General features: G+C 58.3%; 21 protein-coding genes and 1 pseudogene. 12 read left to right on the top strand and 10 right to left on the bottom strand.

Going from position 1 to position 20796, the window contains the following annotated elements:
* Positions 1-8 precede the first annotated feature (8 nt).
* The 4 genes from HX811_RS01890 to HX811_RS01875 all read right to left on the bottom strand — a co-directional run bounded on the left by HX811_RS01890 (position 9) and on the right by HX811_RS01875 (position 2842).
* Positions 9-617 carry a phage baseplate assembly protein V gene (locus HX811_RS01890; RefSeq protein WP_177044503.1) on the bottom strand — a complete coding sequence of 203 codons (609 nt, stop codon included), beginning with the start codon at positions 615-617 and terminating at the stop codon, positions 9-11.
* Positions 618-620: 3 nt separating this feature from the next.
* Entirely contained in the window at positions 621-1136 is a 516-nt protein-coding gene (locus HX811_RS01885; RefSeq protein WP_177044502.1) for a hypothetical protein, read from the bottom strand.
* Positions 1137-1158: 22 nt separating this feature from the next.
* Positions 1159-1497 (bottom strand): phage holin family protein, encoded by a 339-nt coding sequence (locus HX811_RS01880; protein ID WP_003208680.1) that lies wholly within the window; start codon positions 1495-1497, stop codon positions 1159-1161.
* 610 nt (positions 1498-2107) lie between these two features.
* Positions 2108-2842: an XRE family transcriptional regulator gene (locus HX811_RS01875; RefSeq protein WP_032899152.1), complete on the bottom strand. Its 735-nt coding sequence runs from the start codon at positions 2840-2842 to the stop codon at positions 2108-2110.
* Between the two features lie 142 nt (positions 2843-2984).
* On the opposite strand from HX811_RS01875, the gene HX811_RS01870 reads away from it, so the two are divergent.
* The 4 genes from HX811_RS01870 to fdxA all read left to right on the top strand — a co-directional run bounded on the left by HX811_RS01870 (position 2985) and on the right by fdxA (position 7185).
* Positions 2985-3737: a zeta toxin family protein gene (locus HX811_RS01870; RefSeq protein ID WP_256344147.1), complete on the top strand. Its 753-nt coding sequence runs from the start codon at positions 2985-2987 to the stop codon at positions 3735-3737.
* On the top strand, positions 3737-3907 hold the full coding sequence (locus HX811_RS01865) for a hypothetical protein (protein WP_003208685.1): 171 nt from the start codon (positions 3737-3739) through the stop codon (positions 3905-3907). The genes HX811_RS01870 and HX811_RS01865 overlap by 1 nt, the downstream gene beginning before the upstream one ends.
* A gap of 232 nt (positions 3908-4139) precedes the next feature.
* A complete protein-coding gene (gene mutS, locus HX811_RS01860) occupies positions 4140-6719 on the top strand; it encodes a DNA mismatch repair protein MutS (RefSeq protein ID WP_177044501.1) in 2580 nt (859 codons plus the stop codon).
* Between the two features lie 142 nt (positions 6720-6861).
* The gene (gene fdxA, locus HX811_RS01855) at positions 6862-7185 is read left to right on the top strand and encodes a ferredoxin FdxA (protein ID WP_003208688.1); all 324 of its coding nucleotides are present in this window, start codon (positions 6862-6864) and stop codon (positions 7183-7185) included.
* Positions 7186-7682: 497 nt separating this feature from the next.
* Here fdxA and apbC read toward each other — a convergent pair whose 3' ends face one another.
* Positions 7683-8777, bottom strand: a complete 1095-nt coding sequence (gene apbC / locus HX811_RS01850; RefSeq protein WP_177044500.1) for an iron-sulfur cluster carrier protein ApbC — start codon at positions 8775-8777, stop codon at positions 7683-7685.
* 172 nt (positions 8778-8949) lie between these two features.
* Between apbC and metG the strand changes: the two genes are divergently transcribed.
* From metG to HX811_RS01830, 4 genes and pseudogenes are all read left to right on the top strand, one after another.
* Positions 8950-11001, top strand: a complete 2052-nt coding sequence (gene metG, locus HX811_RS01845) for a methionine--tRNA ligase (RefSeq protein WP_017480131.1) — start codon at positions 8950-8952, stop codon at positions 10999-11001.
* A 121-nt stretch (positions 11002-11122) separates the two neighbouring features.
* A pseudogene (rsxB, locus tag HX811_RS01840) lies at positions 11123-11950 on the top strand (electron transport complex subunit RsxB); the annotation flags it as partial.
* Between the two features lie 144 nt (positions 11951-12094).
* Positions 12095-12733: an endonuclease III gene (gene nth, locus HX811_RS01835; RefSeq protein ID WP_010170146.1), complete on the top strand. Its 639-nt coding sequence runs from the start codon at positions 12095-12097 to the stop codon at positions 12731-12733.
* A 107-nt stretch (positions 12734-12840) separates the two neighbouring features.
* Positions 12841-13026 carry a PA3496 family putative envelope integrity protein gene (locus tag HX811_RS01830; RefSeq protein WP_003208696.1) on the top strand — a complete coding sequence of 62 codons (186 nt, stop codon included), beginning with the start codon at positions 12841-12843 and terminating at the stop codon, positions 13024-13026.
* 71 nt (positions 13027-13097) lie between these two features.
* Here the strand turns inward: HX811_RS01830 and HX811_RS01825 are convergent, their stop codons facing one another.
* The 3 genes from HX811_RS01825 to HX811_RS01815 all read right to left on the bottom strand — a co-directional run bounded on the left by HX811_RS01825 (position 13098) and on the right by HX811_RS01815 (position 16642).
* Positions 13098-13730 (bottom strand): response regulator transcription factor, encoded by a 633-nt coding sequence (locus HX811_RS01825; protein WP_003208698.1) that lies wholly within the window; start codon positions 13728-13730, stop codon positions 13098-13100.
* A gap of 656 nt (positions 13731-14386) precedes the next feature.
* Positions 14387-15604, bottom strand: coding sequence for an argininosuccinate synthase (locus HX811_RS01820; protein ID WP_003208700.1), 1218 nt, complete (start codon positions 15602-15604; stop codon positions 14387-14389).
* Between the two features lie 129 nt (positions 15605-15733).
* The gene (locus HX811_RS01815) at positions 15734-16642 is read right to left on the bottom strand and encodes an OmpA family protein (protein ID WP_177044498.1); all 909 of its coding nucleotides are present in this window, start codon (positions 16640-16642) and stop codon (positions 15734-15736) included.
* A gap of 156 nt (positions 16643-16798) precedes the next feature.
* Between HX811_RS01815 and pyrC the strand changes: the two genes are divergently transcribed.
* Positions 16799-17845, top strand: a complete 1047-nt coding sequence (pyrC, locus tag HX811_RS01810) for a dihydroorotase (RefSeq protein ID WP_177044497.1) — start codon at positions 16799-16801, stop codon at positions 17843-17845.
* Positions 17842-18519: a ribonuclease T gene (gene rnt, locus HX811_RS01805; protein WP_003208704.1), complete on the top strand. Its 678-nt coding sequence runs from the start codon at positions 17842-17844 to the stop codon at positions 18517-18519. The genes pyrC and rnt overlap by 4 nt, the downstream gene beginning before the upstream one ends.
* A 63-nt stretch (positions 18520-18582) precedes the next feature.
* On the opposite strand, the gene HX811_RS01800 is transcribed toward rnt, so the two are convergent.
* On the bottom strand, positions 18583-19185 hold the full coding sequence (locus HX811_RS01800; RefSeq protein ID WP_003172097.1) for a peroxiredoxin: 603 nt from the start codon (positions 19183-19185) through the stop codon (positions 18583-18585).
* A 237-nt stretch (positions 19186-19422) separates the two neighbouring features.
* On the opposite strand from HX811_RS01800, the gene HX811_RS01795 reads away from it, so the two are divergent.
* Entirely contained in the window at positions 19423-19641 is a 219-nt protein-coding gene (locus HX811_RS01795; protein WP_003208706.1) for a bacterioferritin-associated ferredoxin, read from the top strand.
* A gap of 200 nt (positions 19642-19841) precedes the next feature.
* Positions 19842-20312 (top strand): bacterioferritin, encoded by a 471-nt coding sequence (gene bfr, locus HX811_RS01790; RefSeq protein ID WP_008433502.1) that lies wholly within the window; start codon positions 19842-19844, stop codon positions 20310-20312.
* A gap of 78 nt (positions 20313-20390) precedes the next feature.
* On the opposite strand, the gene grxD is transcribed toward bfr, so the two are convergent.
* Complete coding sequence (gene grxD, locus HX811_RS01785; RefSeq protein ID WP_003208710.1) at positions 20391-20729, bottom strand: Grx4 family monothiol glutaredoxin; 339 nt, start codon at positions 20727-20729, stop codon at positions 20391-20393.
* Positions 20730-20796: the final 67 nt, after the last annotated feature.

Raw genomic sequence — 20796 nt, 5'->3', positions numbered from 1 at the left:
TGTCCTTGTCAGGGGCTGATGACTCGACCCTGGTGGTCCACCACCGGGCCGCTGAAGTGCGCGCCGCCGGCGTCCAGCAACAGGCTGGTGCCGCCGACTTGCAGCGTGATGCCCTGGGCGCTCATCGTGAGGCTGGCGGCGCCGACCTTGATGTCGACCTGCTCGCGGGAACCGATGAACGTGGTGGGGCCATTGACCCAGTTGAAGGTGTGGCTGGCGTCGTCGTAGTCGCTTTGTGTGCCGTCTTGATGGCGGCGCCGGGTCAGTGTCGGAACGCTTGAGACCGGCGGAAAACGGTCGCTGTTCAAGCCGAACAAGGCCACCGATTGCGCCCCGCCCTCCCCGCCGCCGTAGTTGAGCAGCAAGCATTGCTCGCCCACTGACGGGATGCGGGTTTCCGTCTGCGCTCCGGCGCTGGGGTTGAAAAAGCGGATCGCCGGGGTGAGCAGTTCGCCGTGGCTGACCTTGCAGGTATTGCTGGCGGCGTCGACCTCCTGGCACACGCCGATGCGACAGAAACTTTCGGCGCGTCGATACAGGTCTTCGAGCTGGCTTTCCATTTCCGCCAGGCGCTCCACGATCGGCCCCAGTTGCATGCGTAACAGCGCGTCGAACATGGGCTACTCCGCCAGCGGCTTGTATTGGTCAGGGTCGTCGATGTTCGAGACGTCCCAAGTGCAGGCGAACAGCGGTTGGCCTGTGGGATCGTTGAGCAGCGGCGGTCCGATATAGAGGGTTTGGGTGAAGGTGACGGTCCAGGTGTCGTAGTCCGTCTCTGCGCTGGTGCGTATTGAAGGCGCAGCGACGATGCTGGTCGGCAGGTCGCACTGCGCCTGCGGCAGGTTCCAGCGGTTATCCAGCACCAGGTCCATCAGTTGGCTGGCCAGGTCGCAGGCATCAAAGGGCAAGGCACCCGGGGCCACCATGGCCTTGAGTGAAATCCCCAGGGCATGGGCCTTGCGCCCCTCGCGGGAGCGAAGGCCCGGCCCATTGCCTTCGACCGTGATCAACACGCCGGTGTTGTTCGCGGCGCCCTGAAAGTCCTGATGAGTGCCGACCTTAAGTTCCGGAAACGCCCTGCGCAGTGCCTCGCTGATGGCCTGGGGCAATTGGGAGGGTTTTTCGATAAGTGTCATTTAAGTAGCGTCCTTGCAACGGTTACTGCGGGTCCCGGCCAGGGCCTTCGTTGACGCCGATGCGCTTGGCCGCCCAGCGTTCATAAAGGCCGATGGCCACGTCGGCGCCGGCCATGGCGGTCAGGCACCCAATGGCGCCGGCCGTCCAGATCGACATGCCCGCGGCGTAGCACAGCATCAGGGCTGATACCCCGCACACCATGCAGGCCCCCGAACGCAGGGCCAGGCGCCGCATAAGCGACCAACCGCGGGCGCCTTCCTTGTCGGCGCGCCACATTTCTCCGGAAACCCCGCCAATCACCGCCAATACGATGACCAGCCAGATAGGCATTTCCGCCAACGCTTGCTGCTCGTTTGTCATGTCACGCCTCCTGGAATGAGTGATACCGGCAGGTCGCCGGTTGTAGGTGTTTGTTTCAATTTGAATGGGTTCTCTAGGTAGGCATTCCAAAAAGCCCGGTTGCCCGGGCTTTTCAGTAATGCTGTCCTCGAACTTTCGGCGCTACTGGCGCGGTACGGTTCTTTCCTCAATGTTTTTCCGACCACGATCCCTGTCTGCCGGATAACTGCTTCTGGTGCTTTACGCTGCACACCCGGGCCAGTTGCCAACCCTCTGAACCGTTAAGGCCGGTTCATCGCTGCCTGTTCTTGAAGCGGTTTGAAACTAAAGAGCGTCGGCATCCTTGCCGGTATTGCCTGGCATCCTTGCCATCGCTTCGATGGCGTCCTTGCCGGTGCTGCGTAACGTCCTTGTCTTCCTTGGCAGCATCCTTGCCGCCTCCACCAGGCCTTCTTGGCTGGCTTGAGATGAAGAATATGCATGTATGCATATACAGTCAATGCACAAATGCATTTATTTTTGCGCAAGAAATGCGCAGGTGCATTTATAGCCCCGCAGGCAAAGGGTTTGGTGGTTTTACGCAGACGAAAAAAAGCCCGCTCACTGGCGGGCTTTGTCTTACACAGAAGGGTTAGCGGGCGTACATGCCCCACCAGAAAACGTGACCAAGGATGCTGATCTGTTCATCCTGAATTTCCTGGAAGCTGTAGTCCTCGTCCGGATGTTCATCGCGGTTGAAGCTACGCAGGCGAATCCCGGAAGGCAGGCGATAGAGCTGTTTCACCCGTAGCTGGCCGTTGTGATTGATGGCGTAAAGATCGCCATCGACGATGTCACCAATCCCGCATTTGCCCGCATTGACACCTACGGTGGCGCCGTCGCGCAGCACCGGCAACATACTGTTGCCGCGCACCGTCACGCACTTGGCCTGGTCGAACTGCACACCGTTATGCCGCAGGCTGCGCTTGCCGAATCGCAGGCTGGCCTTCTCGCTTTCCTCAATGACGAATCTTCCTGATCCAGCAGCCAATTCAACCTCGCGCAGAAAGGGGATCGACACCTCGTCATCATTAACGGGTGTTTCGTCGTCCCACAGGCTTATGTCCTTGAGTTCCGAATGCATCGGGTCACGCTCGTCCGACCGCACCGGCACCAGCCCTGCGCGCCCGCGCAGCTGATCGGTGCTGACCTGGAAGTAATCGGCGATGCGCGAGATGTGCTTGTCCGACGGATCAACGATCTTGCCGCTGAGGATCCGGGACAGTGTGGATTGAGGCACGCCGGTACGCCGGTGAAGCTCCGTGGGGGAGATCCGGTCGCGGTCCAGCAGCTCTCTTAAGACGATAGAAACGTTGCGTTTTTGCATAACGCGGATAGTGCAGGCAGTTTTGATGCTTGGCAAATGCTTATTTGCATATTTAATGCATTGATTGCAGGTTTTTACCTAACCATTTGTGGTCTGCCTCGCATGCTAACCTGCGCCTATCGGAAAAATGCTGGGTTTGTTGATGACGCACTTTGCAGATCCAATCAGAAAAGTCATGACGCACTCAGAGCAAGAAGTCTCAGACGAAGCGCTGCGCTTTGCTCGCTCAAACAAGAAAATGATTGCCAGGCGTCTGACCGACAAAGCTATCTATCCTCCGGAAGAGGCGCCTGTATCGGTCTACATGGCCGGCTCACCGGGTGCAGGAAAAACCGAGGCATCAATCGCGCTCGTGAATCTTTTTGCCGACACCCCGATCCTTCGAATTGACCCCGATGAGCTTCGTAGCGAATTTGTTGCCTATACCGGCGGTAACTCCTGGTTATTCCAGAGAGGGGTTTCTATTTTGGTGGAGAAGATTCTGGATTTTGCGATGGACCAACAGCAGTCGTTCCTCCTTGACGGAACATTTTCAAACATTGATGTCGCCAGGCGGAATGTGGATCGTTCCTTAAGAAAAGGCAGGTTCGTACAGATTCTGTACGTCTACCAGGATCCGAGGCTCGCTTGGGACTTCGTCAAAGCTCGCGAAGAAGCAGAAGGAAGAAGGATTCGTAAAGAGCATTTCATCGACCAGTACTTTGCCGCACGTGACGTCGTCAACGCACTTAAGCTAGAGTACGGCGGCGATATCCACGTGGATTTGCTGCTCAAGCACATTGACAACTCGGGACGATTGTACAAGGCCGGTGTCGAAAAAATTGACTACCATATTCCTGAGCGACACACGCGGGCCGATCTTGAGGCCAGACTCGGGCAACCATCAGGAGCGTAATGATGATTTCGATTAAGCTGGGCTTGACCAAAGGTGCAAAAAGCCCCTTTGCCGACTTTATTCGTAACGCTAAATCTGATCAAAAAAAGCGCGTATACAGCGAAGTGCTGACCGAAGCGACCAAACAGCAGAACCTTGTATTGATGGCAGCTGAGGCAAAACGAGCCTGACATCTACTAAGGCACTGCAATAAAGAACCCGACCCAGCGTCGGGTTTTTTTATTGATCAACCGAACCCGATCTGTCTTGGTTTCCATCGTAAACCATAGGACAAACACATCGTTTATAAGGCTCGTAGCGAGAATTCAACATCGTATAGCCGCCCACAATGCATAAAAAATCAATGTACCATTAGCCTATTTACCCTTGCCAAAAATCGACAGGAAGAGCTGAACCCCGCGTATGACCGACCTCTCCAGCCACACCCCGATGATGCAGCAGTACTGGCGCCTGAAAAACCAGCACCCTGATCAGTTGATGTTCTACCGCATGGGCGACTTCTACGAGATCTTCTATGAAGACGCGAAGAAGGCGGCCAAGTTGCTGGACATCACCCTGACCGCGCGCGGGCAGTCGGCCGGGCAGGCAATTCCGATGTGCGGGATTCCATATCATTCGTTGGAAGGTTACCTGGTCAAGCTGGTGAAGCTGGGAGAGTCGGTGGTGATCTGTGAGCAGATCGGCGACCCGGCCACCAGCAAGGGCCCGGTGGAACGCCAGGTGGTGCGCATCATCACGCCGGGTACGGTGAGTGATGAGGCGCTGCTGGATGAGCGCCGCGACAACCTGATCGCGGCAGTACTGGGGGACGAACGCCTGTTCGGCCTGGCAGTCCTGGATATCACCAGTGGCAACTTCACGGTGCTGGAGATCAAGGGCTGGGAGAATCTGCTGGCGGAGCTTGAGCGCGTCAATCCGGTGGAGTTGATGATCCCGGACGACTGGCCAAAGGACCTGCCGGCGGAACGTCGCCGTGGGACCAAGCGTCGTGCGCCGTGGGATTTCGAGCGTGATTCGGCGCTGAAAAGCCTGTGCCAGCAATTCTCCGTGCAAGACCTCAAGGGCTTCGGTTGCGAGACTCTGACCCTGGCCATCGGCGCTGCCGGTTGCCTGCTGAGCTATGCCAAGGAAACCCAGCGCACCGCCCTGCCGCATTTGCGCAGCCTGCGTCATGAACGCCTGGACGACACCGTGGTGCTGGATGGCGCCAGCCGTCGCAACCTGGAACTGGACACCAACCTGGCCGGCGGGCGCGACAACACCCTGCAATCGGTGGTCGACCGTTGCCAGACCGCCATGGGCAGCCGCTTGCTCACCCGCTGGTTGAACCGCCCGCTGCGGGATTTGACCGTGCTGCAAGCCCGCCAGACCTCTATTACCTGCCTGCTCGACCGCTACCGCTTTGAAAAGCTGCAACCGCAGCTCAAGGAAATCGGCGATATCGAGCGGATCCTGGCGCGGATCGGCCTGCGTAACGCGCGGCCCCGCGACCTGGCACGCCTGCGCGATGCCCTCGGCGCCCTGCCGCAACTGCAAGCGGCGATGACCGAACTGGAAGCACCGCACCTGCAGCAGCTGGCAGTCACCACCGGCACCTACCCGGAACTGGCGGCGCTGCTGGAAAAAGCCATCATCGACAACCCGCCCGCGATCATCCGTGACGGTGGCGTGTTGAAGACCGGTTACGACACCGAGCTGGATGAGCTGCAATCCCTGAGCGAGAACGCCGGGCAGTTCCTGATTGACCTGGAAGCCCGTGAAAAAGCCCGCACCGGCCTGGCCAACCTGAAAGTCGGCTACAACCGCGTGCACGGCTACTTTATCGAGTTGCCAAGCAAGCAGGCCGAGCAGGCGCCGATCGATTACCAGCGCCGCCAGACCCTCAAGGGTGCCGAGCGCTTTATCACTCCGGAGCTTAAAGAATTCGAAGACAAGGCGCTGTCGGCCAAAAGCCGCGCCCTGGCCCGGGAGAAAATGCTCTACGAAGCCTTACTCGAAAGCCTGATCGACAAGCTGGCGCCGTTGCAGGACACCGCAGCCGCCCTGGCCGAGCTGGATGTACTGAGCAACCTGGCCGAGCGTGCCCTGAACCTTGACCTGAACTGCCCGCGCTTTGTCAGCGAGCCGTGCATGCGCATCGTGCAAGGTCGCCACCCGGTGGTTGAGCAGGTGTTGACCACGCCGTTCGTCGCCAACGACCTGTCGCTGGACGACGATACCCGGATGCTGGTGATCACCGGTCCGAACATGGGCGGTAAATCCACCTACATGCGTCAGACCGCGTTGATCGTGCTGCTGGCGCATATCGGCAGCTTCGTGCCGGCGGCAAGCTGCGAATTGTCACTGGTGGACCGCATCTTCACCCGGATCGGTTCCAGCGATGACCTGGCCGGCGGCCGTTCGACCTTTATGGTGGAAATGAGCGAAACCGCCAACATCCTGCACAACGCCACCGAACGCAGCCTGGTGCTGATGGACGAAGTGGGCCGCGGCACCAGCACCTTCGACGGGCTGTCCCTGGCGTGGGCGGCGGCCGAGCGTCTGGCGCACCTGCGGGCATATACGCTGTTCGCGACGCACTACTTCGAACTGACCGTGCTGCCGGAAAACGAGCCGTTGGTAGCCAACGTGCACCTCAATGCCACCGAGCACAACGAGCGCATCGTGTTCCTGCACCACGTGCTGCCCGGCCCGGCAAGCCAGAGTTACGGCCTGGCCGTGGCGCAACTGGCGGGGGTGCCGGCCGAGGTGATTACCCGTGCTCGCGAGCACCTGAGCCGCCTGGAAGAAACCGCGCTGCCCCATGAGATTCCCGTGGCCAGCCCGGCCAAGGCCAGCAACAAACCCAGCGCGCCGCACCAGAGCGACATGTTCGCCAGCCTGCCTCATCCGGTACTGGATGAGTTGGCTAAGCTTGACCTGGATGACTTGACGCCGCGAAAAGCGCTCGAAATGTTATATGCACTGAAGACTCGGATATAACGCAGACGCTTGCAAGCTGGTAGACTCTCGCGCGGTTTGGGATGCTGCGGGCTTTTAGCCTGGCCTGCAGACTATCGCTCCCGAACCTCGCGAGCCCTGCCACAAAGGGTTTCGCTGCCGCCGCCTGAGGAGAAAATTAGAAATGACCTTCGTCGTCACCGACAACTGCATCAAGTGCAAGTACACCGACTGCGTAGAAGTGTGTCCGGTGGACTGCTTCTACGAAGGCCCGAATTTCCTGGTCATCCACCCGGACGAGTGCATTGACTGCGCGCTGTGTGAACCAGAATGCCCGGCCGTCGCTATTTTCTCCGAGGACGAAGTCCCGGCAGAGATGCAGGAATTTATTCAGTTGAACGTCGAGCTGGCGGAAATCTGGCCGAATATCACTGAGCGCAAAGACCCGATGCCGGATGCGGCAGAGTGGGATGGCAAAAAAGGCAAGATTGCCGACCTCGAACGCTGATAGCGTCGATGCCCTCCAAAAGGCCCCTTGCGGGCCTTTTTGCATTTCTGCGGGGCAGGGTTTCACTTTTCTACAGGCAAAAAAAAGGGGCGGTATGACCCGCCCACATTTTTTCCCTAGTCCCTGTGTTCCTTTTCATCGTCCTGATGAATCGCATCCTGCGAGGTTCCCTGAATCATCGTTCCTTGATGACTGTGTCAATCCGTGGACACAGGGCTGATCTTAGAGAGTTCCCGGGGAAGTTCAACGGGATCCAAATCGCAGGGCTACAAGTTTGCGCGCTCGTTCAATAAAAAATAATTGTTATATTTCAAATAGATAGAAATATAGGCAATCAATTCAAGACGTCTGCACCGACGAAAAAACCCAAACACTTACGAAAAAGTAAGTGAATGCTTACACCAGCAATTACGTAAAAGGGTAACAGGCGGAGCCTGGGTATTCGCCAGGCAAGAAAAAGCCCCGACACCGTCGAGGCTTCTTTCCCGTCAGGTGGATCAGTCGTCGCTGACAGTGATGGTCGGCATCGCCTGGGCCTCAGCTTCCTGAAGTACGATCCGCGCACCTACGTGGCGGGCCAGCTCCTGGTAAACCATGGCAATCTGACCATCGGGCTCGGCAACCACCGTCGGCTTGCCACCGTCAGCCTGCTCTCGAATCCCCATCGACAGCGGCAACGACGCCAGCAGTTCAACCCCGTACTGGGTCGCCAGCTTCTCGCCGCCGCCTTCACCGAACAGATGCTCGGCGTGGCCGCAGTTGGAGCAGATGTGCACCGCCATGTTTTCCACAACGCCCAGTACCGGAATGTTGACCTTGCGGAACATCTCCACGCCCTTGCGGGCATCCAGCAGCGCCAGGTCCTGCGGCGTGGTGACGATCACCGCGCCGGCCACCGGCACTTTCTGCGCCAGGGTCAGCTGGATATCGCCGGTGCCTGGTGGCATGTCGATCACCAGGTAGTCCAGGTTGCCCCAATCGGTCTGGGTGACCAGTTGCAGCAAAGCGCCGGAAACCATCGGGCCGCGCCAGACCATCGGCGTGTTGTCGTCGGTCAGGAAGGCCATGGACATCACTTCCACGCCATGGGACTCGATCGGCACGAACCATTTCTGGTCCTTGATCTTCGGCCGGGTGCCTTCAGCGATACCGAACATCACACCTTGGCTCGGACCATAGATGTCGGCGTCGAGAATCCCGACGCGCGCGCCTTCGCGGGCCAGGGCCAGGGCCAGGTTGGCGGCGGTGGTGGATTTGCCCACGCCGCCCTTGCCGGAGGCCACGGCCACCACGTTCTTGACGTTGGCCAGGCCCGGGATCTGCGCCTGGGCCTTGTGCGCGGCGATCACGCACTGGATGTCGACCTTGGCCGAGCTGACGCCGTCCACGCCTTCGATGGCCATTTGCAGCATCTGCGCCCAGCCGCTCTTGAACAGCCCGGCGGCATAGCCCAGCTCAAGCTGGACCGAAACCTTGTCACCCTGCACGTCGATGGCGCGTACGCACCCGGCGCTGACAGGGTCCTGGTTCAGGTAGGGGTCGGTGTATTGGCGAAGAACGGCTTCCACCGCTGCGCGATTGACGGCGCTCATGGGCTACTCCCGAAAAAAGACTGACTAAAACAGGCGGCTATCCTAACCGTTCCAGCGCCTTAGCGGCACGCTTTCGGCCGTTGGGAAAATCCTGAAACAGCCGCACGGGGTGAAATAAATTTCCCGGCGCTTTATAGTGGCCGACCTCCGTTTCATCAAGTAGCCGAGCCCCATGTCCGAGCCACGCAAGATCCTCGTCACCAGCGCCCTGCCCTATGCCAATGGTTCTATCCACCTTGGCCATATGCTTGAGTACATCCAGACCGATATGTGGGTGCGCTTCCAGAAGCATCGCGGCAATCAATGCATTTATGTCTGCGCGGACGACGCCCACGGTTCGGCCATCATGTTGCGCGCCGAGAAGGAAGGCATCACCCCGGAACAACTGATCGCCAACGTCCAGGCTGAACACAGCGCCGACTTTGCCGAGTTCCTGGTGGATTTCGACAACTTCCACTCGACCCACTCCGAAGAAAACCGCGAGCTGTCGAGCCAGATCTACCTGCGCCTGAAGGATGCCGGGCACATTGCCACGCGTTCGATCACCCAGTATTTCGACCCGGAAAAGAAAATGTTCCTGGCCGACCGCTTCATCAAGGGCACCTGCCCGAAATGCGGCACTGAGGACCAGTACGGCGACAACTGCGAAAAATGCGGCGCCACCTACGCGCCTACCGACCTGAAGGATCCGAAGTCTGCCATCTCCGGCGCCACCCCGGTGCTCAAGGATTCCCAGCACTTCTTCTTCAAGCTCCCGGATTTCCAGCAAATGCTGCAAACCTGGACCCGCAGCGGCACCCTGCAGGACGCCGTGGCGAACAAGATCGCCGAATGGCTGGACGCCGGCCTGCAGCAGTGGGACATCTCCCGCGATGCGCCGTACTTCGGTTTTGAAATCCCGGGCGAACCAGGCAAGTACTTCTATGTATGGCTGGACGCGCCGATTGGCTACATGGCCAGCTTCAAGAACCTGTGCGACCGTACGCCGGAGCTGGACTTCGACGCGTTCTGGGCCAAGGACTCCACCGCCGAGCTGTATCACTTCATCGGCAAGGACATCGTCAACTTCCACGCGCTGTTCTGGCCGGCGATGCTCGAAGGTTCGGGCTACCGCAAGCCAACCGGCATCGCGGTTCACGGCTACTTGACGGTGAATGGCCAGAAGATGTCCAAGTCCCGTGGCACCTTTATCAAGGCCCGCACCTACCTGGACCATCTGTCGCCGGAATACCTGCGCTACTACTACGCGTCCAAACTGGGCCGTGGCGTCGACGACCTGGACCTGAACCTGGAAGACTTCGTACAGAAGGTCAACTCGGACCTGGTGGGCAAGGTCGTCAACATCGCCAGCCGTTGCGCCGGGTTTATCCACAAGGGCAATGCCGGTGTGCTGGTGGCGGAAAACGCCGCGCCGGAGCTGACCGACGCGTTCCTGGCCGCTGCCCCGAGCATCGCCGACGCCTATGAAGCCCGCGACTTTGCCCGCGCCATGCGCGAGATCATGGGCCTGGCCGACCGTGCCAACGCCTGGATCGCCGACAAGGCGCCGTGGTCGCTGAACAAACAGGAAGGCAAGCAAGCCGAAGTCCAGGCCATCTGCGCCACGGGCGTCAACCTGTTCCGCCAGTTGGTGATCTTCCTCAAGCCGGTACTGCCACTGCTGGCGGCCGACGCAGAGGCGTTCCTCAACGTGCCGCCACTGACCTGGAACGACCACGCGACCTTGCTCAGCAACCATCAGTTGAATGAGTTCAAGCCCCTGATGACCCGTATCGATCCAGTAAAAGTCCAGGCCATGACCGACGCTTCGAAAGAAGACCTCGAGGCCAGCAAGACCGACACTGGCGATGCGGCACCTGCCGGCAATGGCGAGCTGGCGAAAGATCCGCTGTCGCCAGAAATCGACTTCGACGCCTTCGCTGCGGTGGACCTGCGGGTGGCTCTGATCATCAAGGCCGAAGCCGTGGAAGGCGCTGACAAGCTGCTGCGCCTGACCCTGGACATCGGTGACGAGCAACGCAACGTGTTCTCCGGGATCAAGAGCGCCTATCCGGATCCGTCCAAGCTCGATGGTCGCCTGACCATGATGATCGCCAACCTCAAGCCACGGAAAATGAAGTTCGGTATCTCCGAAGGCATGGTGATGGCGGCCGGTCCTGGCGGTGAAGAGATCTACCTGTTGAGCCCGGACAGCGGCGCCAAGCCGGGTCAGCGCATCAAGTAACATCGGCTGACTGCCCCATGGTCTCGGCCATGGGGCGGTTTCAGCTAGTACCCCCTCCTCGCTTGCCGGATAATCGGATTCTGTTTGCTGTCGGCCCGTTGTTGGCTGTGGCTTTTCCGGGTTCCAACGCAATGATCAAACCATGAGCCTGATTCAACGTATCGACGCCCTGCTGCCGCAAACCCAATGTGGCAAATGTGGGCATCCTGGCTGCAAGCCCTACGCAGAAGGCATTGCCCAGGGCGAGGCGATCAACAAGTGCCCACCGGGCGGCCAGGAAACCATTGCCGGCCTGGCGCAACTGCTGAAGCTCCCGGTGCTGGAACTGGACACGTCCCGAGGCGAGGCGCCCGCGCAGATCGCGTTTATCCGTGAAGCGGAGTGCATCGGCTGTACCAAATGCATCCAGGCTTGCCCGGTGGACGCTATCGTCGGTGCTGCCAAATTGATGCATACGGTGATTATCGACGAGTGCACGGGCTGCGACCTGTGTGTGGCACCTTGCCCGGTTGATTGCATCGAAATGCGTCCGTTGACCACAGTGGTGCCGATTGTCGGCGGGCTGGCCTCCAGTGATCATGAGCGCCAGGCACGCAGCCTCAAACGCGATCGGGCCCGGCGGCGGTTTGAACAGCGCAACGCGCGGCTGCAACGCGAGGAGGAACAGAAACTCGCCGAACGCCTGGCACGCACCAAGCGCGCTGCCCCGGTGGCTGCGGCGACGGAGAACCCGGTCCAGGCCGCGATTGAGCGGGTTCGTGCACAAAAAGCCGCCGCGATGGACGCGGCCTTGAAGAAGGCCAAGATCAACCTGGCCATGAGCCGTGCTCAATTGCACAAATCGTTGAAAGCCTTTGGTCACCCGCCGACCTTTGAACAGCAGTCGCAGTTGATCATCCTGCAACAACACTTCGAAACAGCAGAGCAGGCGCTTGCAGCACTGGTAGCGGCCGATGCTCGCACTTGAAGCCCTTGATCATAAGCCGCACGTGATGAAGCGTGTATTGCGGGTGACCGCCGCGTTTATCCTGCTAGGGTTATTGGGCTCGTTTTTCGTAACCACACTGACTGTCTGCAAGGAACCGCTCGCCCCATGAACGCCGCAAAACGCCTGGAAATTTTCCGTCGGCTTCACGAAGACAACCCGGAACCAAAAACCGAACTGGCCTATTCCTCGCCGTTCGAGTTGCTGATCGCCGTGATTCTCTCGGCCCAGTCCACAGACGTCGGCGTCAACAAGGCCACCGCCAAGTTGTATCCGGTGGCGAACACCCCGGAGGCGATCTACGCGCTGGGGGTTGAGGGGTTGTCCGAATACATCAAGACCATCGGCCTGTACAACAGCAAGGCGAAGAATGTCATCGAGACATGCCGGCTGCTGGTGGAACTGCACGGCAGCGAAGTACCGCAAACGCGCGAAGCCCTGGAAGCCCTTCCGGGTGTTGGCCGAAAAACCGCCAATGTGGTGCTCAATACGGCATTTCGCCAATTGACCATGGCGGTGGACACACACATCTTTCGGGTCAGCAACCGAACCGGTATTGCCCGCGGAAAAAATGTGGTGGAGGTGGAAAAACAGCTGATGAAGTTCGTGCCCAAGCCGTATCTGCTGGACTCGCATCACTGGTTGATCCTTCACGGACGCTATGTCTGCCAGGCCCGCAAGCCACGCTGTGGCAGCTGCCGCATCGAAGACCTGTGCGAATACAAGGAAAAGACTTCCGACGATTGAGCCATCATTGCTTTTATCGATGAGTCGATTGAAAAAATCTTTTTTACCAGGCCCGAGATTATCGTTATAAGGAGCGCCAACGGCAGTCTTAGCCTGGAGTTAACCTTATGAGCACTGGCAAAGAACAACTGGATGTAGAAGACGACGTTGTTGGCGCTGAATCCGACGATGATGCAGCAGAAGCACCGGTAGAGGTGGCCAAGACCAATTTGAGCAAACGCCGCACCATCGACAACCTTCTGGAAGAGCGGCGCTTGCAAAAACAGTTGGCCGATTACGACTTCGATCTCTAATCGATCCAACGATAAACAGAAGCCTCCCTTGCGGAGGCTTTTTTCTGACTGGATGTAAATGTGAGGCCGGCCTACACCAGGCCGTTTCGCTGGGCCAGCTCGATCAAGTCCACCAGCGAGCGTGCGTTGAGCTTGAGCAGCAAGCGGGTCTTGTAGGTGCTCACAGTCTTGTTGCTCAGGAACATGCCATCGGCGATCTCCTTGTTGGTCTTGCCGCGGGCCAACTGCTGCAACACCATCATCTCCCGGCCGGACAGGCGCTCGACCATGTCCGCTTCGCTGGCGTTGCCCATCGTGGAGCGCACCGAGTTCAACGCCTGGTTGGGGAAGTAGCTGTACCCGCACAGCACCGCCTTGACCGCGCTCAACAGCTCGGTGAGATCCTGTTGCTTGCACACGTAGCCGGCAGCACCCGCCTGCATGCACCGCATCGAGAAATGCCCGGGCGCCTGGGACGTCAGCACCAGCACCTTGAAGGGATGTGCCTGTTTGGTTGATGACAGCCGGCATATAACTTCCAGGCCATCGAGTTTGGGAATTCCAATGTCCAGTATGACAATGTCCGGCATATGCTCGCGCGCAAGTTGCAAGGCATCGACACCGTTATCGGTCTCGGCAACGACCTCATAACTATGACGTTCCATTAGCATACGTACAGCAAGACGAATGACGGGATGATCATCCACGATCAGCACTTTATTCATGGGCAAGTCCAATTTCGCTGTTCGAATTATTAAGAGTAAGCACAATAGCCTAGTCGTTTCTCGCTTGGCATAGCGCTCCCCCCCAAGCAACAGCAAGCAGAGACCTAACCCACAAAGACATAGGATTTAACCTACAAAAAAACGCCAGATCGGAGCTATTCAGTTTTGTTGGGGCTTTCAGAACTTTCCGAGCACAAACATATTTTGAGTGAAAATTCCCAGGATTACGCGGGCCCGGGTAAACGCGCCGTACACAAGTTTCAGGAAATGCCCCTTGTGCACTGTCAGAAGACCTGTGAACCCGGAGGGAAACCGGGTTTTTAAAAGTTCCATTCGACATAATTACTAACGCTCCATAAATCCTACAGGCATGTCAGCATCTGACATATTCGCGGTACATTTCTGAGTGAATTTTCTGTAGTACATAGTTCCTGCCTACAAGAAAAAATCTCACTTTCAACAATGCATCACTTATCGAGCGAAATTAATAAACATTGCCCCCGTAAAAATATAAACACTCCAGATCATCTCCTGGAGTACCTGAACTTTTTCGAAGCGAACAATAAACACAGGCGCACGCCCGATGATTCCGGATGTATTTTCAACCAAAAAAAATGGCCCCTTGAGGGGCCATTTTTCATTGCAACTTACAACACTCAGAACAACTTGCGACCTTTGTTGGCCGCAATGCGCATGCGCAACGCGTTCAGCTTGATGAAGCCTGCCGCGTCTGCCTGGTTGTAGGCGCCGCCATCTTCTTCAAAAGTGGCGATGTTGGCGTCGAACAACGACTCATCGGACTTGCGACCGGTCACGATCACGTTGCCCTTGTACAGCTTCAGGCGCACAACGCCGTTCACGTGGACCTGGGAAGCGTCGATCATCTGTTGCAGCATCAGACGCTCAGGGCTCCACCAGTAGCCGGTGTAGATCAGGCTGGCGTACTTGGGCATCAACTCGTCTTTGAGGTGAGCCACTTCACGGTCCAGGGTGATGGACTCAATGGCGCGGTGAGCGCGCAGCATGATGGTGCCGCCCGGGGTTTCGTAGCAACCACGGGACTTCATGCCCACGTAACGGTTCTCGACGATGTCGAGGCGGCCGATACCGTGTTCGCCACCGATACGGTTCAGGGTCGCCAGTACGGTGGCCGGGGTCATTTCGACGCCGTCCAGCGCGACGATGTCGCCGTTGCGGTAGGTCAGTTCCAGGTACTGGGCCTTGTCAGGAGCGTTCTCCGGGGAGACGGTCCATTTCCACATGTCTTCTTCGTGCTCGGTCCAGGTGTCTTCCAGCACGCCGCCTTCATAGGAGATGTGCAGCAAGTTGGCGTCCATCGAGTACGGGGACTTCTTCTTGCCGTGACGCTCGATCGGGATCGCGTGCTTTTCAGCGTAGTCCATCAGCTTTTCACGGGACAACAGGTCCCATTCACGCCACGGAGCAATCACTTTTACGCCTGGCTTCAAGGCGTAGGCGCCCAGTTCGAAACGCACCTGGTCGTTGCCCTTGCCGGTGGCGCCATGGGAAATGGCGTCGGCGCCGGTTTCGTTGGCGATTTCGATCAGGCGCTTGGCGATCAGCGGACGTGCGATGGAAGTACCCAGCAGGTACTCGCCTTCGTAGACAGTGTTGGCGCGAAACATCGGGAAAACGAAATCGCGGACGAACTCTTCGCGCAGGTCGTCAATGTAGATCTCTTTCACGCCCATGGCTTGCGCCTTGGCACGTGCAGGTTCGACCTCTTCGCCCTGACCCAGGTCAGCAGTGAAGGTCACCACTTCACAGTTATAAGTATCCTGCAGCCACTTGAGGATCACCGAAGTGTCCAGGCCGCCGGAATACGCGAGAACGACCTTGTTTACGTCGGCCATGCCATCACTCCACGGGGTTGTACGGAAAGGCGTCGATTCTACCGACCAAAACCGTGAAATTACAGAGGCGCGACAGCAAATGAAGATAAAGCGACAGATTATGTCGAGCGGGCGACGAAACGCCGCACCTTATGAGGTGGCGGCAGCGTTGCCTGGCGCCTTGGCCTGGGGCGCCGGTTTCTCGGGGGCTGCCACCCGTTCGAGCTGAATATTCACCCGGCGGTTTTTCGCCCGGTTGGCCGCGTTGGTGTTCGGCGCCAGCGGATAGCTTTCGCCATGAAAGCGCAGGGTAATCTGCGATTCCTGGATGCCATTGGCCTTGAAGTAGTCCATTACCGCCAATGCACGACGCCGCGAAACGTCGCGATTGGTCAGGCGATTGCCGCTGTTGTCGGAGTGGCCATTCAACTCGACGTGGTTGACCGTCGGGTCGGCTTTCATGAATTCGAGAATCACCGAGAGCTTTTTCCTGGCCGCCGCGTCCAGTTCGATGCCGCCACCCGGGAAACCCACCTCGGTCTGTCTGACCTGCTCGAAATTCATCGGCAGCAGCTTGGTGGTGCAGAGTTGGTAGTCGTTGTAGGCCTTGCTGAATTTCGCCGGCAGCAGGCGGATCTCGGAGTAACCGCCGTCGCGGCTATAGTGACGCACCGTCGGGCTGCGCCCTTCGAGCAGGCCGGTAAACAAACGCCCGGCCTGGGCCTGGGAGCTGTTGAACAGCACATCGCCACTGCCGACACGCACCGCCCCCAGGTTGATATCGCCACGCCCCGGCTGCCACGGCGCAGCCGCCGCCAACAGGGTTGCGGAACCGGCACCCAACGAGCCGTTAAAGGCTTTCAGGCGAAACGTCGCCTGCTCGCCGGCCCGGCGCACGAACTCGCCCGAGCCGAAATCGGTGATCGGCTGGGTCAAGCGGCACTCGAATTTATCGCCCTCCACTTTCCACTCAATATTCTCCAGACGTGTCTGGAACGTGAGGGCCATCGCGGGCAGGCTGGCGAACACACTGAGCAGGGCTAGATAATGCTGGCGCACGGGAGGCTCCACTGGTTTCTACAACACATCAAGGCGTCATACATCGTTAAGGCATACCCAGGGATATCGGTCGCATCCTGCAAAACTTGATAGCGAGTGCCTGCAAGAGTCTTTTCCGGTAGCATTCCCACCAGATTGACCCGCCTGGAATCCCCAATGTCCGACCGCCTGACCCTGCTGCGTCCCGACGACTGGCATATTCATCTTCGCGATGGTGCTGCGTTGCCCCAAACCGTGGCCGATGTAGCGCGCACGTTTGGCCGCGCCATCATCATGCCTAACCTGGTACCTCCGGTGCGTAACGCCGCGCAAGCCGAAGCCTATCGCCAGCGCATTCTCGCTGCACGACCGGCCGGCAGCCGCTTCGAACCGTTGATGGTGCTGTACCTGACCGACCGCACCCAGCCCGAAGAAATCCGCCAGGCCAAGGCCAGTGGTTTCGTGCACGCCGCCAAGCTCTACCCGGCCGGCGCGACCACCAACTCCGATTCCGGCGTCACCAGTATCGACAAGATCCTGCCGGCCATCGAAGCCATGGCCGAAGTGGGCATGCCGTTGCTGATCCACGGTGAAGTCACCCGTGGCGATGTCGATGTGTTCGATCGTGAAAAGATCTTCATCGACGAGCACATGCGCCGAGTTGTCGAGCTGTTCCCGACCCTCAAGGTGGTGTTCGAGCACATCACCACCGCCGATGCCGTGCAGTTCGTCACCGAGGCTTCGGCCAACGTCGGCGCGACCATCACCGCGCATCACCTGCTGTACAACCGCAACCACATGCTGGTGGGCGGGATTCGGCCGCACTTCTATTGCCTGCCGATTCTCAAGCGCAACACGCACCAGGTAGCGCTGCTCGATGCCGCCACCAGTGGCAGCGAGAAATTTTTCCTCGGTACCGACTCTGCACCTCACGCCCAACACGCCAAGGAAGCCGCGTGTGGTTGTGCCGGGTGTTACACCGCCTATGCGGCGATCGAGTTGTATGCCGAAGCGTTCGAACAACGCAACGCGCTGGACAAGCTTGAAGGGTTCGCCAGCCTCAACGGCCCACGTTTCTATGGCCTGCCGGCGAATACCGACCGCATTACCCTGGTCCGTGAAGACTGGACCGCCCCCACCAGCCTGCCGTTTGGCGAGCTGACCGTTATCCCGCTGCGCGCCGGTGAAACACTGCGCTGGCGCCTGCTGGAGGAACACCCGTGAGTGAAGACCATTACGACGACGACCAGGAACACGGCGGCGGTGGTGGCGGTTCCCGTCACCCGATGGCCGAGCGTTTCCGTGGCTACCTGCCGGTTGTCATCGACGTAGAAACCGGCGGCTTCAATTGCGCCACTGACGCGCTGCTGGAAATCGCCGCCACGACCATCGGCATGGATGAACAGGGTTTCGTGTTCCCGGAACACACCCACTTCTTCCGCGTCGAGCCGTTCGAAGGCGCCAACATCGAAGCGGCGGCCCTGGAATTCACCGGGATCAAGCTTGATCACCCACTGCGCATGGCCGTCAGTGAAGAGGCGGCGCTGACCGACATCTTCCGTGGCGTACGCAAGGCCCTGAAGGCCAATGGCTGCAAACGCGCGATCCTGGTGGGCCACAACAGCAGCTTCGACCTGGGCTTCCTCAATGCCGCCGTGGCGCGCCTGGACATGAAACGCAACCCGTTTCACCCGTTCTCCAGCTTCGACACTGCGACCCTGGCCGGTTTGGCCTATGGCCAGACCGTGCTGGCGAAGGCCTGCCAGGCTGCCGGTATCGACTTCGACGGTCGTGAGGCCCACTCGGCCCGCTACGACACCGAGAAGACCGCCGAGCTGTTCTGCGGCATCGTCAACCGTTGGAAACAGATGGGCGGCTGGGAAGACTTCGGCGACTGAAGCCAAATCCCGCGCATAAAAAAACCGGCCCTCTCAGGCCGGTTTTTTTGCTTCGAACGTGGCTTACAGCTTGCCAGCGTTCTCGGTCAGGTAAGCCGCAACGCCTTCTGGCGAAGCGTTCATGCCTTTGTCGCCTTTTTTCCAGTTGGCAGGGCAGACTTCACCGTGCTCTTCGTGGAATTGCAGAGCGTCGACCAGGCGGATCAGCTCTTCCATGTTACGGCCCAGCGGCAGGTCGTTGATGATCTGCGAGCGCACAACGCCCTTGTCGTCGATCAGGAACGCGCCACGGAATGCCACGCCGCCTTCGGACTCAACGTCGTAGGCCTTGGCGATGTCGTGCTTCATGTCGGCAGCCATGGTGTATTTGACTTTGCCGATGCCGCCATCATTGATGGCGGTGTTGCGCCAGGCGTTGTGGGTGAAATGGGAGTCGATGGAAACGGCTACCACTTCAACGTTACGCGCCTTGAAATCGTCCATGCGGTGATCCAGGGCGATCAGCTCCGATGGGCAGACGAAGGTGAAGTCCAGCGGGTAGAAGAACACCAGGCCGTATTTGCCTTTGATGGCTTCAGACAGTTTGAAGCTGTCTACGATTTCGCCATTGCCGAGGACGGCGGGTACGTCGAAATCCGGGGCTTGTTTGCCGACGAGTACGCTCATTGGGTATCTCCTGATGGTGGTGACTGAAGTAAAAGGATCCGTCCCAGTGTGCCGCAGCTAAACGACAGGCCTGTGACGTGATCACGCTTCGTGAAGACCGACCATCATACCGGAAAAAAGCCGTTCGTCAGTGAAGCCGCATGCAAACACCAAGGCTTGAGAAACTACTTTGACAATCATTCTCGTTAACATTAAGATCCGTCGCACTTAAGCCTTAAACCGCGATGGTTCTCCCTAATGTATGTCTGCCTTTGCACTGGCGTCACCGACGGACAAATCCGCGAAGCAATCTACGAAGGTTGCTGCAGCTACAAGGAAGTACGTGAAACCACCGGCGTTGCCAGCCAATGCGGCAAATGCGCCTGCCTCGCCAAGCAAGTGGTACGGGAAACCCTGACGCAGCTGCAAACTGCCCAGGCTGCGATCCCCTACTCAGCAGAATTTACACACGCTTAATCAGCGTGTTTTAAAGAACCGGACTTAGTGTCCGGTTTTTTTATGCCCGAAATTCAAACAGTTAGCGCCAAGACGCGGAACACAAACATTCTTATTCCGATTAATTTTCATTTATTATTCAATAACTTAGGTTTGACAGTAGTAAATGCGCAGCTCAAACTCCGCCTTATATACAGCTAATACAGGGCAGGACCCCAATCATGAAAGGCGACATCACAGTCATCCAGCAACTCAACAAAATCCTTGCCAATGAACTGGTCGCGATCAATCAGTACTTCCTGCATGCGCGCATGTATGACGATTGGGGCCTGGAAAAGCTGGGCAAGCGTGAATACAAAGAATCCATCAAGGCCATGAAGGACGCTGACGCGCTGATCAAACGCATCCTGTTCCTGGAAGGCCTGCCGAACGTGCAGGACCTGGGCAAGCTGAACATCGGCGAGCACACTCAGGAAATGATCAACTGCGACCTGAACTTCGAGCGCAAGAGCCACACCGACCTGAAGGCCGCCATTGCTCATTGCGAATCCAAGGGCGACTTCGGCAGCCGTGAACTGCTGGAAGATATCCTTGAAGACCAGGAAGAACACATCGACTGGCTGGAAACCCAAATCGGCCTGATCGACAAAGTGACTATCGAGAATTACCTGCAATCGCAGATGGGTGAATAACCCTTCAATTCCCGGCCACTAAAAAGCCCCGCTCTCTTTCGAGAAGCGGGGCTTTTTATTGCCGCGGCCTAAAACAAATCAGGCTTCGGTCTTCGCAGCTGCTTTGGCCGCTGCGTCTTTGATCAGTGCCTGCAACGAACCATCAGCCGCCATTTCGGTGATGATGTCGCTACCGCCGACCAGCTCACCGGCAACCCACAGCTGCGGGAAGGTTGGCCAGTTGGCGTACTTCGGCAGGTTGGCGCGGATTTCCGGGTTCTGCAGGATATCCACGTAGGCGAACTTCTCGCCACATTGCATGATTGCCTGGGAAGCCTTTGCGGAGAAGCCACACTGGGGAGCGTTAGGGGCGCCCTTCATGTAAAGCAGAATAGTGTTGTTGGCAATCTGCTCTTTGATCGTTTCGATGATATCCATGGAACACCTCGGCTGGAACTTTCCGACTCATGGGTCGGCACGGTGGCGCATTGTAACGCAAACCCCA

The organism is Pseudomonas sp. F8002 (assembly GCF_013385495.1).
Taxonomy (GTDB): domain Bacteria; phylum Pseudomonadota; class Gammaproteobacteria; order Pseudomonadales; family Pseudomonadaceae; genus Aquipseudomonas.
Note: the sequence above shows the minus strand (reverse complement) of the source record. Positions and strands in the feature narration are given on the sequence as shown.